Here is a 15,878-nt window from a genome sequence, read left to right as displayed (position 1 = left end):
AGGTGCCGCTCGATGAGCCGGGCCATCGTCACGTACTGCGTGAACACGAGCACCGAACCGCCCTCGGCGACGATGGTGTCCAGCAGCTCGTCGAGCAGGGCGAGCTTGCCCGAGCGGTGCGGGAGGCGGGGCTGCTCCTCCTTCAGGTACTGCGCGGGGTGGTTGCAGATCTGCTTGAGCGAGGCCAGCAGCTTCATGATCATGCCGCGTCTCTCGATGCCCTCGCTCTCCCCGATGACGGCCATCGCCTCGTCCACCGCGGCCTGGTAGAGGGAGGCCTGCTCCCGGGTGAGGGACACCGGGTGGTCGGTCTCGGTCTTCGGCGGCAGCTCGGGCGCGATGCCAGGGTCGGACTTCTTGCGCCGCAGCAGGAACGGCCGGACGAGCGCGGCCAGCCGGGCGACCGCCGCCTCGTTGCCGCCGTCCTCCTCCTGCTGGTGCTCCACGGGGCGGGCGTGGCGGGCCCGGAAGGTGGTCAGCGGCCCCAGCAGCCCCGGCGTGGTCCAGTCGAGCAGCGCCCACAGCTCGGAGAGGTTGTTCTCCACCGGGGTGCCGGTCAGCGCCACCCTGGCCGGGGCCGGGATCGTGCGCAGGGCCTTCGCGGTCGCCGAGTGGGGGTTCTTCACGTGCTGCGCCTCGTCGGCGACGACCATGCCCCAGTGCTGTTCGGCGAGGAGGGCGGCGCTGGCCCGCATCGTCCCGTAGGTCGTGAGCACGAACCCGCCCGCGCAGGACGTCAGGTCCTCGGTGCTGCGGCCGCCGCCGTGGAAGCGGCGCACGGGCGTGCCGGGCGCGAACTTCTCGATCTCCCGCTGCCAGTTGCCCAGGAGGGACGCGGGGCACACCACGAGCGTCGGCTCGCGGCGGTCCCGGTGCAGGTGCAGCGCGATCAGCGTGACGGTCTTGCCCAGGCCCATGTCGTCGGCGAGGCAGCCGCCGAGCCCGAGGGAGGTCATCAGGTCGAGCCAGGCCAGGCCGCGCGCCTGGTAGTCGCGCAGGGTGGCCCGGAGCGCGGCGGGCTGCGGGAGCGGGGCGAACTCGCCCGTCAGCCGTTCCCGCAGGGCGGCCAGCGCCCCCACCGGTACCGCTTCGACCGGCTCGCCGTCGACCTCGGCCGTCCCCGAAAGGGCGGTGGCCAGCGCGTCCACCGGGTCCAGCAGGCCCAGCTCCCGTTTGCGCGCCTTGCGCACCAGCTCGGGGTCGACCCGCACCCACTGGTCCCGCAGCCGTACGACGGGCCGGTGGGCCTGTGCCAGGGCGTCCATCTCCCCCGGGGTGAGCCGGTCACCGCCGAGGGCCAGTTCCCAGGAGAAGGCGAAGAGGTGTTCCGCGTCGAAGAAGGCGGTCCCGTCGGTGGCCGACCCGGGCGCGGTGGACCGTACGACAGCGGTCGCGGACAGCGTACGGGCCAGGTCGCGCGGCCAGTGGACGACGACCCCGGCGGCGGCCAGCCGGTTCGCGGCGACCCCCAGCAGGTCTTCCAGCTCCGGGTCGGACAGGGCGAGGGCGTCGGGGACGGGCTGGTCCAGCAGCCGCAGCAGCGGCGGCCAGACGCGCGCTGCCCGGCGCAGCGCGAGCACGGCGTCGATCCGGGCTCGGGGACCGAAGCCGGCCCCCGCAGTGCCGGCCCACAGCTGTCCGGCGTCGGTGACGAGCGTGGGATCGGCGAGGCTGTGCACCTGGACGACGGCGGCGCCGGCGCGCCGGGTCTCCTCCCCCTCGGCCTCGTCGAAGAGGCGGAAGGAGGACAGGTCGAGCCGGAGCGAGAGCCCGACTCCTGTGTCGGCCCCGGCCGCGACCCGGGCGGCCCACTCCTGTATCCCGGGCACCTGCTGCGGTTCCCGCGCGGCGAACGGCCGCCCGGCCGCCACGGGCGCCGCCGGGGTGCGGGGCAGGCTGTCGGCGACGGCGTCGAGGAACGCGCGGACCAGCGCCTCCGGCTCGGGCAGCTGGAGCGGGCGGCGCCCGGCGAGGGGCGTCGCGTGCCCCTCGTGGGGCAGGGCGGCGGCGACCGCCCGGAGGTGGGCGATGTCATCGGCGTCGAGCGGACCCGCGCGCCAGGCGTCGACGCCCTCGAGGGTGAGCCCGGGGAGCAGCCGGCCGCGTGCGGCCAGGGTGAGGGCCTGCGTGGCGGCGGTGCCCCAGGCCCGGGTGGCGGGGTGCGCGACGGGGCTGCGGGGGGCCCGCGCGAGCAGGGGCAGGGCGTCGGTGACGGAGAAGGTCACCGCGGGCACGGGCCGGCTGCGGACCCCGCTGCCGTGCGGCCGTACGACGGTGAGCGGACCGGGCGTGCCCGCTTCGGGCAGAGCGTCGCCGTCGGGCGACCAGAAGGCGACCCGCCCCTCCCGGGGGACGGCGGCGGGCAGGAAGACGGCGGCATGGCGCAGGAGCGCGGATGCCTGCGGCTGCGGCTGCAGCTGTCTCAGCGACTCCGGCTGTCGCAGCGGCTGCGTCTGCCCCTGTGACTGTGACTGTGTCTGCGCCTGTGTCTGGGCCTGTGCTGTCATGGTGTCCCCCTCCCTCACGCTCGTCCTCCCGGACCTGCCGGCCCCTTGCCCACGAGTCTAGGTGCGGCCACTGACATCGCCCCTGGCCTGCGGTTTCAGCGGGCCCAGCGGCCCTGTTCCAGGGCGTACCCGTAGACGGGCCGGCCGGTGGCGGCGCTCGTGCGCAGCGGGCGGCCGCCGTCGTCGACGCGCAGGGTGCCCGACCCGGCCGGAGAGGTCCACCGCAGATCGAGGGACCAGTCACAGTCGCAGCCCGTGGTGACGGCCTCCACCCTCAGGACGACCGGCTCGTCGGCCGTGACCCGCATCGGGAAGGCCGGGGCCGGAAGCCGGTTCCCGGCGTCGTTCCCGGCGACGGGGCGGGCCAGCGGGCGCGGCGCGTCCAGGTTGACGGCGAAGACGGCCGGGGTGAGACCCCCGCCGCAGCCCTGCGACATCTGGTAGACGTTCCAGGCGGGCGGTGTGCGTCGCGCCCCCACCCGCACCTCCAGCCCCTCCAGGACCACCGCGCCCGCGCCCGTGCCGTGCAGGGTGACCTCCACGATCTGGCTCCCGGCGTGCACGGCGGACTGCGCCGTCGCCCAGGCGGACGCGTCCGCCTGCACGGGCGGCGGGGGCACCGATCCGGGGCCCCGAGCGGCCAGGTAGGCGTGGTCGCAGCCCGCGGCCCACACGTGCGACCGCACTGCCGCCTTGAGGGGCGCCGCCGGTGCCCGGCCGGGCGGCACGGGCGGTGGGGCGGAGGTCTGGGCCGGCGCCGTGGCCGGTCCCCCGGACGACGCCGAAGGCCGTGCCGGACCGGTCGGCGGATCCGTCGGCGCGGCACCCGGCGCGGACGGGGTCGCCGCGGCGGCGGCGGAGCCCCCGGGTCCGCCCGTGCCGGCGCCCGCCCCCGCCCGCGTACCCGCTCCGGCGTGCGGCGCACCCCGGTCGGGGCCGGTCACCGCCAGCAGCGCCACGGCCACCGCCCCGGCCGTCAGCCCCGCCGCCGCGACCACGACCGCCCTGCGCCGGTACCAGGACGAGCGCGCTCCGGATTCCGTTGCCGTCGGTCCGGCCCCCGTGCCCCGGCCCGCCACGGCAGGCGGCCCCACCACGACGGCCGACTGCGGCTCCACGACGGCCGGCTCCGGCTCACCGGCGGCGGGTACCGGGTCCGGCGCGGGCGCCCCCGCGCGCCGCCGGGCGTCCGCCAGCAGCCAGGCCCGGTGCAGGTCCACCGCCTCCGCCGCCGAGGCCCCGCAGGCCCGCGCGAAGCGGTCCACCACCGCGAACTCCACCGGCAGCGCCTCCCCCTTGCAGTACCGGTGCAGGGTCGACGTACTCGTGTGCAGCCGGCGCGCGAGGACGCCGTAGCTCAGCCCGCCGCGCTCCTTCAGCTCCCGCATCCGCCGCGCGAAATCCTCGGCCTCACTCACGGTGTCCCCCGTCCGTGTCCCACGGCTCCGTTCCATGCCTGGGGTGTTCCCCCAGGTGACAGGGCGTACGGGCGTTCCAGTGTCCCGATTTCGCCCCGAACCGTGGCCCTGCGCCCCCGCCGGGGAACAGCTTTGGCAGGCACACCGATGCAGCGTCCACGGGGAGAACCGACATGTTCCGACGTACCGACACCGCCGCCACCCTCGCCACCGCACTGGTCGCGGCGGCCGCCGCCCTCGTCCTCACCACCTCGACCTCCGCCGCGGCCGCCACCGCGCCCGGATTCCTGCACGGCACCGACCTGCCCCCGCACCCCGCGTCTCCCTGGTACGCGGGCGAGATCACCAAGGGACTGCCCGAGACGGAGACGTTCTGCCTGGACGGGGTGCTTCCGGCGGCGGGCAGCTGGCACCGCACGTTCGGCACCGAGTACGACACCGGCGCCGTGCAGGTCTCCGTACGGTCCGCCTCGCCCTCCGCGGCCGCCAAGCTCGTCGGCACGCTGGAGCGCAAGGTCGCCACCTGCGCCGCCGACTGGCTGCGCACGACCCCGGGCGGCACGGCGTCCTGGCAGGACTACGGGACCCTGCCCGTCGAGGAGGGCGCGCACGTCTACGGGGTCCACACCTCGATCCCGGAGTCCGAGCCGGGCGTGCACCTCTACGGGATCGGGCGCGACGGCTCCACCGTGACCGTCGTCAAGTGGGGGCAGATGGGCGACCTCTCCCAGGCGCCGGTCGCCGCCTTCAAGAAGTCGACCGCCAAGGCCGTGAACAGGCTCAACCCCTGACGGGACTGGCCGGCCGAGTGGGACCATGGACAGGAGAGGCGATGCCATGCGTTCCGGAAACGAGCCGGTGACAGCGCGCAGTCCGCTGCGGCTGCGGTTCTGGCTGGGCGTCTGGGGGCTGGTCTGGGCCGCCGCCGGCACGGCCGCCTTCGCGCTGGCGGGCCGTCCCGGATGGGCGGCGGCGTGCGGTGCGCTGGCGGTCGTCGTCGGCGTGGACCTGTTCATGATCGTGCGCCACATCCGGCAGGGCCCGCACTACCAGCCCGGCCGGGACGTCCCCCCGTACGAGCCGCCCGAAAGTCGCTGAGGGGTGGAGCGCCGGTCCCTCCGGATCAGGCCTGTTCCTCGAAGCGGGCCGCCGCCCGGTACTCCGGCTGCGGGTCGAGGGCCGCGGCCAGCCGGAAGTGCTTGCGCGCCTGCTCGGGCCGGCCCGCCCGCTCGTGCGTACGGGCCAGCGCGAAGTGGGCGAAGGCGTTGTCCGGCTCACGCTCCAGCACCAGCTCGAACTCCAGCTGCGCCGGGCGCAGCTGGGCTGCGGCGAAGAAGGCCCGGGCGCGCAGCAGCCGGGCCGCCGTGTTCTCCGGGTGGGCGGCCACGACCGAGTCGAGGAGCTTGACCGCACCGCGGGGGTCGCGTGCAGCGAGCAGCTGCTCCGCCGCCCGGAAGTCGATGACGTGTGTTTCCGGGCTGGACGGCGTGGGGCGCGTGGTCTCGGACACGGTATGGATCCTTCCCTCTACCGGCGCCTTCAACGCCCGAGCCCCGCGCGGTATTCCATGCACACGTCAGGCGGCGCCGTCGCCCGCCGTCGGCGCCGCCGACGCCCGCGCCGTGAGTTCTTCCCACACCTTGCGGACCTGCGGCTCCAGCGCGTCCAGCGGCCCGTCGTTGTCGATCACGAGGGTGGCCACCGCCAGCCGCTGGTCGCGCGTGGCCTGGGCGGCCATCCGCGCCCGGGCCTCCTCCTCGGCCATCGCGCGCAGCCCGGTCAGCCGGGTGAGCTGCGTCGACGGGGCCGCGTCGACCACGACGACCAGGTCGTAGAGCGGTGCGAGGCCGTTCTCGGTGAGCAGCGGTACGTCGTGCACGACGATGGCGTCGGGGCCCGCGGCGGCCTCCAGCTCGGCGGACCGGGCGCCGACCAGCGGGTGCACGATCGCGTTGAGCGTACGGAGCTTCTCCGGGTCCGCGAACACGATGGATCCCAGCTTCGGCCGGTCCAGCGTGCCCTCGGGGGTCAGTACGTCTTCCCCGAAGGCGGCGACGACGGCCGCGAGCCCCGGCGTACCGGGCTCCACGACCTCGCGTGCGATCCGATCGGCGTCCACGACGATCGCCCCGTACCCCGCCAGCAGGCGCGAGACCTCGCTCTTGCCGGCACCGATTCCGCCCGTCAGGCCTACCTTCAACATGCCCCGCAGCTTAGGCCCCCGCACAGCCGTGCGGGGCCGGGCCCCCGGGACGGGGGACTCAGCCCTCGCCCTCGCGCTCCGCCAGGAACCGCTCGAACTCGCGGCCGATCTCGTCCGCCGACGGCAGTTCCGCCGGCTCGGCGATCATGTTGCCCCGGGTCTCGGCCCCGGCGGCGGCGTCGTACTGGTGCTCCAGCCCCTGCACCAGGCCGACCAGCTCCTCGTCGCCCTCGCGGATCTGCCGGTCGATCTCCGTCTGCGTACGGTGGGCCTCGGTCCGCAGCGCGTGCGCCACGGCCGGCAGCACCAGGCCGGTCGCCGCCGTGATCGCCTCCAGCACCGTCAGCGCCGCGTCCGGGTACGGGGAGCGCGCCACGTAGTGCGGGACGTGCGCGGCGACGCCGAGCACGTCGTGTCCGGCCTGGGACAGGCGGAACTCCACCAGGGACTCGGCGCTGCCGGGCACCTGGGCCTCGTCGAAGGGGCTGCGGTGGCCCGGCATGAGGTCGGTCCGGTTGCCGTGCGGGGTGATGCCGACGGGCCGGGTGTGCGGGACGCCCATCGGGATGCCGTGGAAGTTGACCGAGAGCCGGACCCCGAGGCGTTCGACGATCTGCCGGACGGCGACGGCGAAGCGCTCCCACTCCACGTCCGGCTCCGGGCCGGACAGCAGCAGGAACGGCGCTCCGGTGGCGTCCTGGACCAGCCGGACCTCCAGCCGGGGCTCCTCGAACTCCGCCCAGTGGTCGCGCTGGAAGGTCAGCAGCGGACGGCGCGCCCGGTAGTCCACGAGCCGGTCCGCGTCGAAGCGGGCGACGACCTGGTGGGGCAGGGTGTCCAGCAGCCGTTCGACGATCTGCTCCCCGGCCTCTCCCGCGTCGATGTACCCCTCGAAGTGGTACAGCATGACCAGCCCGGCCGAGTCCTGGGCGACCGCCAGGTCGGCCACCGCCAGACCCTTGGCATCCCATTCGTACAAACCCTGTGGATCAAGCACCGCCACCACTCCTCCTCGCCTCGTTCTCTGCCAAGAACGTCCAAGGCGGCGCCGTCATTCCCCAGTTGGCCCCCTTCACAGGAACGCAATGGATCACGTCGCGACGGGCGGGACGGGTGGGGAGGGACGGGACGGGCGGGAACACCGGGTGCCGAACACCGGGAACGCCGGGAACGCCGGGAACACCGGGAACGCCGGTGAACGCGGTGAGGCCCGCCCCCCGAAGGGGACGGGCCTCACCGTCGTGCTCAGTCAGCTCTGCTCACACCGGAGTGCGATGCGCGCTGCGATCAGCTCTGGCCGCCGGCCAGCTTCTCGCGGAGCGCGGCCAGGGCCTCGTCCGACGCCAGGGCGCCGGAGGTCTCGTCCGACTCCGAGGAGTAGGAACCACCCGAGATGCCCGCACCGGCGTTGCCACCGGCGGCCGGGGCGGCAGCGCCCTCGGCAGCAGCGGCCTCGTCGGCCTCGCGGCTCTTGATGACCTGAGCCTGGTGCTGCTCGAAGCGAGCCTGCGCCTCGGCGTACTGGCTCTCCCAGGCCTCGCGCTGCTTCTCGTAGCCCTCGAGCCAGTCGTTGGTCTCGGGGTCGAAGCCCTCGGGGTAGATGTAGTTGCCCTGGTCGTCGTAGGACGCGGCCATGCCGTACAGGGTCGGGTCGAACTCGACCGACGCCGGGTCGGCACCGAAGGACTCGTTGGCCTGCTTCAGGGACAGCGAGATCCGGCGACGCTCGAGGTCGATGTCGATGACCTTGACGAAGATCTCGTCGTTGACCTGGACGACCTGCTCCGGGATCTCCACGTGGCGCTCGGCCAGCTCGGAGATGTGGACCAGACCCTCGATGCCCTCGTCCACGCGGACGAACGCGCCGAACGGAACCAGCTTGGTGACCTTACCCGGGACGACCTGACCGATCTGGTGCGTACGGGCGAACTGCTGCCACGGGTCCTCCTGCGTCGCCTTCAGCGACAGGGAGACACGCTCGCGGTCCATGTCGACGTCGAGGACCTCGACGGTGACTTCCTGGCCGACCTCGACAACCTCGGACGGGTGGTCGATGTGCTTCCAGGACAGCTCGGAGACGTGGACGAGACCGTCGACGCCACCCAGGTCCACGAAGGCACCGAAGTTGACGATCGAGGAAACGACGCCGGAGCGGACCTGACCCTTCTGCAGGGTGGTGAGGAACGTCTGGCGGACCTCGGACTGGGTCTGCTCCAGCCAGGCACGGCGGGACAGGACCACGTTGTTGCGGTTCTTGTCCAGCTCGATGATCTTCGCCTCGAGCTCCTTGCCCACGTAGGGCTGGAGGTCGCGGACACGGCGCATCTCGACCAGGGAGGCCGGGAGGAAGCCGCGGAGGCCGATGTCGAGGATGAGACCACCCTTGACGACCTCGATGACGGTACCGGTGACGATGCCGTCTTCTTCCTTGATCTTCTCGATCGTGCCCCAGGCACGCTCGTACTGAGCGCGCTTCTTGGACAGGATCAGACGGCCTTCCTTGTCCTCCTTCTGGAGAACCAGGGCCTCGATCTCGTCGCCGACCTTGACGACCTCGTTCGGGTCGACGTCGTGCTTGATCGAGAGCTCGCGGCTCGGGATCACGCCTTCCGTCTTGTAACCGATGTCGAGCAGGACCTCGTCCCGGTCGACCTTCACGATGACGCCGTCGACGATGTCGCCGTCGTTGAAGTACTTGATCGTTTCGTCGATCGCGGCGAGGAAGGCTTCCTCGTTACCGATGTCGTTGACCGCTACCTGCGGAGTGGTAGAGGTGGTCTCGGTGCTGCTCGTCATGTGGGAAAGGGCTCCGGTTACGGACAGAAAGTCGTAGGTACTGCTACGCCGGGAGCCCTTATCGGCATCTGCCGAAGAAGCCGGACAGCCAAGGAAGCCCCTGATCCCCACAAGCGGGGAGGGCCTCGAAAACCGAGGGGACATCAACAGATGCAAGCGCAGCCTGCTAGGTCTGAGGAGCACAGGCTCGCAGCGCAACTTGTAGCATACGGGGGCAGCCGGACAGGGTCAATGCGCGAAGCCCCACACCCCGGGCGGATCACCGCACAACCGGCACAATTCATGGGCGGGAAGGCCCTGATGGCGCTTCCTGCCACATTCCCAAGACACTCGCAGACTACGACGACGGGCCCCATGAACCAAGAGGACTACGCCCCCGAAGACGCGTACGCGGCCGATCCGGACTCCTCGGACGACGCCGAGGCCACGCGCCGTGACGCCGGGGAAGCGGAGAGCAGCCGGGCGAGCCGCAGCTGGTGGGACCGCAACGCCGACGAGTACCAGAGCGAGCACGGCACCTTCCTCGGCGACGACCGCTTCGTATGGGGGCCCGAGGGGCTGGACGAAGCGGACGCGGCCCTGCTCGGCCCCGCCGCCTCCCTCAAGGACAAGGACGTGCTGGAGATCGGCGCCGGCGCCGCCCAGTGCTCCCGCTGGCTGGCCGCCCAGGGCGCCCGCCCGGTGGCCCTCGACCTCTCGCACCGCCAGCTCCAGCACGCCCTGCGCATCGGCGGCGGCGACGTGCCGGGGGTCCGGCTCGTCGAGGCCGACGCCGGCCGGCTCCCCTTCCGCGACGGCTCCTTCGACCTCGCCTGCTCCGCCTACGGCGCCGTCCCCTTCGTCGCCGACCCGGTCAACGTCATGCGCGAGGTGCACCGCGTCCTGCGCCCCGGCGGCCGCTGGGTCTTCTCCGTCACCCACCCCCTGCGCTGGGCCTTCCCCGACGAGCCCGGCCCCGAGGGCCTGTCCGTCTCCGCCTCCTACTTCGACCGGACCCCGTACGTGGAGCAGGACGAGGAGGGGCGCGCCGTGTACGTCGAGCACCACCGCACCCTCGGCGACCGCGTCCGCGACGTCGTCGCGGGCGGCTTCCGCCTGGTCGACCTCGTCGAACCCGAGTGGCCCGAATGGAACAGCCAGGAATGGGGCGGCTGGTCCCCGCTGCGCGGGAACCTGATCCCCGGCACCGCGATCTTCGTCTGCGAGAGGGCCTGACGCCTTGATCCGCCAGGCCGCCCTCGACGCCCTTCCCGTACGCGAGGCCCTGCCCGAGCTCGTCTCCGCGCTCGACGGACACGGCGCCGCGGTGCTGTGCGCGCCACCCGGGACGGGCAAGACGACGCTGGTCCCGCTGGTGCTCGCGGGCCTGGCGGGCGGCGGGCCGCGGCGCCGGGTGATCGTGGCGGAGCCCCGGCGGATCGCCGCCCGGGCGGCGGCGCGCCGGATGGCCTGGCTGCTGGGCGAGCGGGTCGGCGGCGCGGTCGGGTTCACGGTGCGCGGCGAGCGGGTGGCCGGCCCCGGCACCGTGGTGGAGGTGGTGACCACCGGTGTGCTGCTCCAGCGGCTCCAGCGCGACCAGGAGCTGGCCGGCGTGGACGTGGTCGTCCTGGACGAGTGCCACGAACGGCACCTGGACGCCGACACGGTCGCCGCGTTCCTCCTCGACGTACGCGAGACCCTGCGGCCGGAGCTGCGGCTCGTGGCGGCCTCGGCGACGACGGACTCCGCCGGCTGGGCGCGCGTGCTCGGCGGTGCGCCGGTGGTGGAGGCGGCGGGCGTCTCGTACCCGGTGGAGACCGTCTGGGCGCCTGCGGCCCGCCCGGTGCGGCCCCCGCACGGGATGCGGGTGGATCCGGCGCAGCTCGCACACGTGGCCTCGGTGGTGCGGCGGGCGCTGGCGGAACGTTCCGGTGACGTGCTGTGCTTCCTGCCTGGCGTCGGCGAAATCGCCCGGGTGGCGGGGCAGCTGGGCGGCGTGGACGCGGAGGTGCTGCAGGTCCACGGCCGGGCCCCGGCGGCCGTGCAGGACGCCGCGCTGACGGCCTCGGACCACCGCCGGGTGATCCTCGCGACGGCGGTGGCGGAATCGAGCCTGACCGTGCCCGGCGTGCGCGTGGTGGTCGATTCGGGGCTGGCGCGCGAGCCCCGGGTGGACCACGCCCGCGGGCTGGGGGCGCTGGCGACCGTACGGGCGTCCCGCGCGGCCGGGCGCCAGCGGGCGGGCCGGGCCGGGCGTGAGGCGCCGGGCACGGTGTACCGCTGCTGGGCCGAGGCGGAGGACGGCCGGCTGGCCGCGTTTCCCTCCCCGGAGATCCGGATCGCCGACCTGGCGCAGTTCGCCCTGCAGGCCGCCTGCTGGGGCGACCCGGACGCGGCCGGGCTGGCACTGCTGGATCCGCCGCCGGCCGGTGCGATGGCCGCGGCGCGCGAGGTGCTGGTGGCCGTCGGCGCGGTGTCCGCGGCCGGCGCGGTCACCCCCCGCGGGCAGCGGATGGCCCGGCTCGGGGTGCACCCGCGGCTGGCGCGGGCCCTGCTGGACGGCAGCGCCGCGCTCGGCGCCCGCCGGGCGGCGGAAGTGGTGGCGCTGCTGAGCGAGGAGCCGCCGCGGGAGTACGGGGACGACCTGGCGGCGGCCTGGCGGCGGGCCCGCGCGGGCGGCGACGCGTACGCCGCCCGCTGGCGCACGGAGGCCCACCGCCTGGAGCGGGCTCTCCAGGACCCTGCGGGGCTCTCCGCCGCACCGCCCCTTCCCGACACCGGGGGTTCCGCCTCCGGCTCTCCGGTCCCGGGTTCCGCCCCGACCCCGGCGGCGGCTCCGCCCCCGGGCGCGGGGCGGGTCCCCGACGACGCCGCGGCCGGGCTGATCGGCGCACTCGCGTTCCCCGAGCGGATCGCCAGGAGCAAGGGATCGGGGGCCTTCCTCATGGCCTCCGGGACGGGGGCCGATCTCGGCGACGGGTCAGCGCTGCGCCACGCGCCCTGGCTGGCCGTGGCCGTCGCAGACCGGCCCCCGCACTCCGCCGCCGCGCGGATCCGGCTGGCCGCGGTCGTCGACGAGGACACCGCCCTGACCGCCGCCGCGCACCTGCGCGCGGACGCCGACGAGGTGCACTGGGAGGACGGCGACGTGGTCGCCCGCGCCGTCCAGCGGCTCGGGGCGATCGAGCTCGCCGTGCGCCCTCTGCGCGCTCCTGGCCCGGCGCTCGTCCGGGCCGCGCTGCTCGAGGGGCTGCGCGCCGAGGGCCTCGCCCTGCTGCGCTGGACCCCGGACGCGCGGGCCCTGCGGGCCCGTCTCGGCTTCCTGCACCGCACGCTGGGCGGCGCCTGGCCGGACGTGGCCGACGACGCCGTGCTGCTGGAGCGGGCCGACGACTGGCTGGAGCCCGAGCTGTCCCGGGCCCGGCGGCGCGCGGACCTCGCCCGGATCGACGCCGGCCAGGCCCTGAACCGGCTGCTGCCGTGGGCCACCGGCGAGGCGGTCCGGCTGGACGAGCTGGCTCCGGAACGGCTGGAAGTGCCCAGCGGGTCCCGTATCCGGCTGGACTACTCCGCCGAGCACGGGCAGCCGGTGCTCGCGGTGAAGCTCCAGGAGCTGTTCGGGCTGGCCGAGACCCCGCGGGTGGCGGGCGTACCGGTGCTCGTGCACCTGCTGTCCCCCGCCGGCCGGCCCGCGGCCGTCACCGCCGACCTGGCCTCCTTCTGGCAGGGCGGCTACCGCGCGGTCCGCGCGGAGCTGCGGGGGCGCTACCCCAAGCACCCCTGGCCGCAGGACCCGGCCACCGCCGAGCCCACCCGCCACACCAACGCCCGGCTGCGCCGCTGATCTAAGGGGTGTCCCGCGGTTCGCGGGCGCGGCGGCCGCGGGCCTCCAGCCACAGCGCCGGCACGAGCAGGGCGAGGCCGCCGGCGGCCAGGCCCGCCGGGGCGTAGGTGTGGAGCACGAGGACCTTCGTACGGTTCGCCTTGACCAGGTCGACGGTGTGGTCGGAGTAGTCCTCGCGCATGGTCACGTGTCCGGCGAAGGCGGTGAGCTTGCCGTCGGGTCCGCCGGAGGCGATGCCGCCGCGCATCTCCTGCTGGATGTCCTGTTCGGCGTTGACGGGCGCCCCGGTCACGGGGTCGACCCAGAAGCGCACCTTCGCTGTGTACCAGAGGGTGGTGCCGGTCGCCGCCTCGATCGTCGCCGGGTCGATGCCCTCGATCGGCATCTTCTTCGGCATGGACACCTTGGTCCACGGGACGGTCTGCTCGAAGTAGTAGACGTCCATGCCCTTGAAGCGGCGCGGTCCGACGTAGTGGATCGGCGAGGAGGTACGGGTCTGGGCGTCGAAGTAGAGGTAGTCGCGCGGTTCGGTGAAGAAGGGCCATTTGAACTCGATGCCCTCGCGCTTGACCGCGTCGCCGTCGACCATCTCGCCGGTGGCGTGCACCGGGTCCTGGGTGTGGGCGTCGAAGATGTAGCGCTCGGGGATCTGGGAGACCATCTTGCCGTCGGGGCCGATGATGTAGGACAGGGTGTCCCAGACCACGACGTCCTTGCCCGCGCTCGCCTCAATCTCCTTCGACGCCTCGACGTTGCCCTTGAGGGTCTGGACGATCGTGACCTTGTCGACCTTCTTGGGCTGCATACCGCCGGTGTAGTCGAGGAGGGTCGCGTCCTTCGCCTCCAGGACCATCTCCTGGTACTGGTTCGGCGGGATCTTCGCGAGGCGCGGGTACGCGTACCAGCGCAGCAGCGGGGCGAGGGCCGCGCAGAACACGGCCAGGGCCAGCAGGACAAGGCTCGCTCTGCGTCGCACGGCCGGGCCCTCCTCTACTTTCCGGGCGCGGGGGGCGCGGTGGTGAGCAGGGGCCTGGGTGAGGTCTCGCCCTCGGGCACCCCGAACGCCGTGATGGCGAACACGAGGGCCAGCGCGGCCGCGAGGCCGATGACGGCGGCGACGAATGCGCGCATGCCGGGGCTCCGAAATCTGATGAGGCGTCAGAGATGGGGCACCGTAGCAACGGGAGGCCGAGATGAGAACCGTCTCGCGTCGCCTACGGGGAAGGGGGCCGGCGGGATCCGGAAGCGACCGCCTGCGTGATGTCGGCGCGGGCGACCGCAGGGCCGAGCCCGGGCGGAATGTGCGCGGCGACGAGGGCGACCGCTTCCCCGGCGGTGTCGGCCCAGCCGATCACGTGGGCGCTGCGGACGCTGCGGACGCGGAACCGCCCGTCGGCCATGGGGTCCACGGAAGGTACCTGCACGAGGCAGGGGTGCTCCGTGCAGCTGCTGAGGTTCAGGCTGTAGTGACTGGTGAAGGGAAACAGCCGACGCAGACGCGGGTGCGCGTACGCCGCCTCCAGGAGGGGGACGACGGACGGGTACGGGCGGTCGGGACCACGCACCTGGTAGTGGTCCCGGGCCGCCCGCCGGCCCAGCAACAGCGCCTACCAGCTCGGCTCGACGAACTCCGCCGGTCCGAGCAGGCGCGCGGCGGCCAGGTCGGGAAGGACCGGCCGACGCATGAGGGGTGTCTCGCACGCGGCGGGGTCGCCGCTGTCGGTCATCACCCCAGTGGGACGGCCGACGCGGCGCGCGTCGCCGTCGGGCTCGGCCCGGGAGCGGACCCGGGCTTCGCGGAAGCCGTGGGGCTGGGCGTGGGAGTGGGCCGGGCACCGGTGGTCGGGCTCGGGGAGGGCTTCGGGGTCGGCGTCGGGGTCGGGGGCGGCGTCGGCGTCGGACTTCCCGTCGGGGTGGGGGTGGGAGCCGGCGTCGGGGTCGGCTTCGGATCCGGCGTGGGAGTGGGTGTAGGCGTCGGCGTCGGCTTCGGGTCCGGCGTCGGCGTCGGGGTGGGCTTCGGGTCCGGCGTCGGGGACGGGGTGGGCGTCGGGGACGGGGTGGGCGTCGGCGTGGGCATCGGCGTCGGCGTGGGCCTCGGGTTCGGCTTCGCCGGCGGGGTCGGCGCCGTGCCGCCCGTGTCCGGGACTTCGTGCGCGCCCTTGAGGTAGTACGCGAACCAGGAGCGCACCGTCCGCAGGTACTCCGTCGACCGGTTGTAGGAGAGCACGGCCCGGTCCAGGTCCGCGTCGACGCGCAGGTCCCGGGTTCCCGCGCACAGGTACCGGCCGGCCGCCAGGGCCGCGTCGTGCACGTTGTTCGGGTTGCGCCGGCCGTCGCCGTCCGCGTCCTGACCCCACGCCGCCCACGTGGAGGGGATGAACTGCATCGGCCCGACCGCCCGGTCGTACCGCGCGTCCCCGTCGTAGGCCCCGCCGTCGGTGTCCGCGATGTTCGCGAAGCCGTTGCCGTCGAGCACCGGCCCCAGGATCGGCCGCAGCGTGGTCCCGGTCGCGTCCACCTGCCCGCCGCGTGCCTGTCCGGACTCCACCTTGCCGATGGCCGCGAGGAGTTGCCAGCGCAGACCGCAGCCGGGATCGCTCTGCCCCACCGTCTTCTCGGCCCGCTGGTACGCCGCGAGCACGCTCGCCGGTATCCCCTGCGCGGCCCCGCCCACGGCGACCGCCGTCGCCGGCTGCGGCGCCCCCTGTTCCTGCGGCCGGGCCTCGGGCGGCCCGTCCGGCAGCACCACGGCCGGCGGCTCCGGGCCGACCAGCGGCGGGAGTTCGGTGAAGTAGGACGAGTCGCCGCCGCCCGGGTCCGCCGGAAGGGGCTGGGCACCGTTCGCGCCCGACGCCGACACCGGGGCCGGGCCGTCGGGCGACGGGCCGCGGGAGCCGGTCAGCGCCGCGGCCGTCAGGGCACAGACCAGGGCGGCGGTCGCGCCCCTGTACAGCCTGTAGCGCCCGCGTCCGCCTGATATGGACGACATGAGCCGGACTCCTCCCCCTCGACGTCCGCGTGACCCTACGTCAACTACCTTGAGAGGGCACGGGCAGCGCGTCGGAATTCACCGGATCCCCACGTCCATGTAGAGGTCACGCATACTGTCGGGACCCTTCGGGCGCATTGAC

Annotated in this window: 14 protein-coding genes; 4 read left to right on the top strand and 10 right to left on the bottom strand. The window is 74.2% G+C overall.

All coding sequences use genetic code 11. From position 1 onward, the window contains the following. Positions 1–2,507 (bottom strand): DEAD/DEAH box helicase (locus AB0F82_RS29690; RefSeq protein WP_362632778.1); only part of this gene is annotated, 2,507 nt, incomplete at its 3' end. 95 nt (positions 2,508–2,602) lie between these two features. Next, positions 2,603–3,925 (bottom strand): helix-turn-helix domain-containing protein, encoded by a 1,323-nt coding sequence (locus tag AB0F82_RS29685; protein ID WP_362632776.1) that lies wholly within the window; start codon positions 3,923–3,925, stop codon positions 2,603–2,605. 173 nt (positions 3,926–4,098) lie between these two features. Between AB0F82_RS29685 and AB0F82_RS29680 the strand changes: the two genes are divergently transcribed. Beyond that, on the top strand, positions 4,099–4,716 hold the full coding sequence (locus AB0F82_RS29680) for a hypothetical protein (RefSeq protein WP_362632774.1): 618 nt from the start codon (positions 4,099–4,101) through the stop codon (positions 4,714–4,716). A 46-nt stretch (positions 4,717–4,762) separates the two neighbouring features. After that, on the top strand, positions 4,763–5,023 hold the full coding sequence (locus tag AB0F82_RS29675; protein WP_356815745.1) for a DUF6343 family protein: 261 nt from the start codon (positions 4,763–4,765) through the stop codon (positions 5,021–5,023). 25 nt (positions 5,024–5,048) lie between these two features. Here the strand turns inward: AB0F82_RS29675 and AB0F82_RS29670 are convergent, their stop codons facing one another. The 4 genes from AB0F82_RS29670 to rpsA all read right to left on the bottom strand — a co-directional run bounded on the left by AB0F82_RS29670 (position 5,049) and on the right by rpsA (position 8,924). Beyond that, a complete protein-coding gene (locus AB0F82_RS29670) occupies positions 5,049–5,435 on the bottom strand; it encodes a tetratricopeptide repeat protein (RefSeq protein WP_356815744.1) in 387 nt (128 codons plus the stop codon). Between the two features lie 66 nt (positions 5,436–5,501). Next, positions 5,502–6,128, bottom strand: coding sequence for a dephospho-CoA kinase (gene coaE, locus AB0F82_RS29665; RefSeq protein WP_362632771.1), 627 nt, complete (start codon positions 6,126–6,128; stop codon positions 5,502–5,504). 58 nt (positions 6,129–6,186) lie between these two features. Continuing rightward, positions 6,187–7,125: a PAC2 family protein gene (locus tag AB0F82_RS29660; RefSeq protein ID WP_076044002.1), complete on the bottom strand. Its 939-nt coding sequence runs from the start codon at positions 7,123–7,125 to the stop codon at positions 6,187–6,189. A 290-nt stretch (positions 7,126–7,415) separates the two neighbouring features. Then, positions 7,416–8,924 carry a 30S ribosomal protein S1 gene (rpsA, locus tag AB0F82_RS29655; RefSeq protein ID WP_356815742.1) on the bottom strand — a complete coding sequence of 503 codons (1,509 nt, stop codon included), beginning with the start codon at positions 8,922–8,924 and terminating at the stop codon, positions 7,416–7,418. A gap of 354 nt (positions 8,925–9,278) precedes the next feature. Between rpsA and AB0F82_RS29650 the strand changes: the two genes are divergently transcribed. Next, positions 9,279–10,139: a class I SAM-dependent methyltransferase gene (locus AB0F82_RS29650; RefSeq protein ID WP_356815741.1), complete on the top strand. Its 861-nt coding sequence runs from the start codon at positions 9,279–9,281 to the stop codon at positions 10,137–10,139. Between the two features lie 4 nt (positions 10,140–10,143). Then, complete coding sequence (locus AB0F82_RS29645; protein ID WP_362632768.1) at positions 10,144–12,747, top strand: ATP-dependent RNA helicase; 2,604 nt, start codon at positions 10,144–10,146, stop codon at positions 12,745–12,747. Position 12,748: 1 nt separating this feature from the next. Here AB0F82_RS29645 and AB0F82_RS29640 read toward each other — a convergent pair whose 3' ends face one another. From AB0F82_RS29640 to AB0F82_RS29625, 4 genes are all read right to left on the bottom strand, one after another. Further along, on the bottom strand, positions 12,749–13,723 hold the full coding sequence (locus tag AB0F82_RS29640; RefSeq protein WP_362632766.1) for a DUF3068 domain-containing protein: 975 nt from the start codon (positions 13,721–13,723) through the stop codon (positions 12,749–12,751). A 14-nt stretch (positions 13,724–13,737) separates the two neighbouring features. Continuing rightward, the gene (locus AB0F82_RS29635; RefSeq protein WP_107089658.1) at positions 13,738–13,878 is read right to left on the bottom strand and encodes an SPW_0924 family protein; all 141 of its coding nucleotides are present in this window, start codon (positions 13,876–13,878) and stop codon (positions 13,738–13,740) included. 83 nt (positions 13,879–13,961) lie between these two features. Further along, the gene (locus AB0F82_RS29630) at positions 13,962–14,312 is read right to left on the bottom strand and encodes a DUF6193 family natural product biosynthesis protein (protein WP_362632764.1); all 351 of its coding nucleotides are present in this window, start codon (positions 14,310–14,312) and stop codon (positions 13,962–13,964) included. A gap of 161 nt (positions 14,313–14,473) precedes the next feature. Further along, positions 14,474–15,736, bottom strand: coding sequence for a lytic murein transglycosylase (locus AB0F82_RS29625; RefSeq protein ID WP_362632762.1), 1,263 nt, complete (start codon positions 15,734–15,736; stop codon positions 14,474–14,476). Positions 15,737–15,878 lie beyond the last annotated feature (142 nt).

The organism is Streptomyces virginiae, from assembly GCF_040638905.1.
Lineage (GTDB): Bacteria > Actinomycetota > Actinomycetes > Streptomycetales > Streptomycetaceae > Streptomyces > Streptomyces virginiae_B.
Note: the sequence above shows the minus strand (reverse complement) of the source record. Positions and strands in the feature narration are given on the sequence as shown.

Bases quoted from the DNA above. Each gene is read 5' to 3' on its own strand.
- AB0F82_RS29625 (WP_362632762.1), bottom strand. From the start codon at position 15,736: ATGTCGTCCATATCAGGCGGACGCGGGCGCTACAGGCTGTACAGGGGC.
- AB0F82_RS29650 (WP_356815741.1), top strand. From the start codon at position 9,279: ATGAACCAAGAGGACTACGCCCCCGAAGACGCGTACGCGGCCGATCCG.
- coaE (WP_362632771.1), bottom strand. From the start codon at position 6,128: ATGTTGAAGGTAGGCCTGACGGGCGGAATCGGTGCCGGCAAGAGCGAG.
- AB0F82_RS29675 (WP_356815745.1), top strand. From the start codon at position 4,763: ATGCGTTCCGGAAACGAGCCGGTGACAGCGCGCAGTCCGCTGCGGCTG.
- rpsA (WP_356815742.1), bottom strand. From the start codon at position 8,924: ATGACGAGCAGCACCGAGACCACCTCTACCACTCCGCAGGTAGCGGTC.
- AB0F82_RS29680 (WP_362632774.1), top strand. From the start codon at position 4,099: ATGTTCCGACGTACCGACACCGCCGCCACCCTCGCCACCGCACTGGTC.
- AB0F82_RS29635 (WP_107089658.1), bottom strand. From the start codon at position 13,878: ATGCGCGCATTCGTCGCCGCCGTCATCGGCCTCGCGGCCGCGCTGGCC.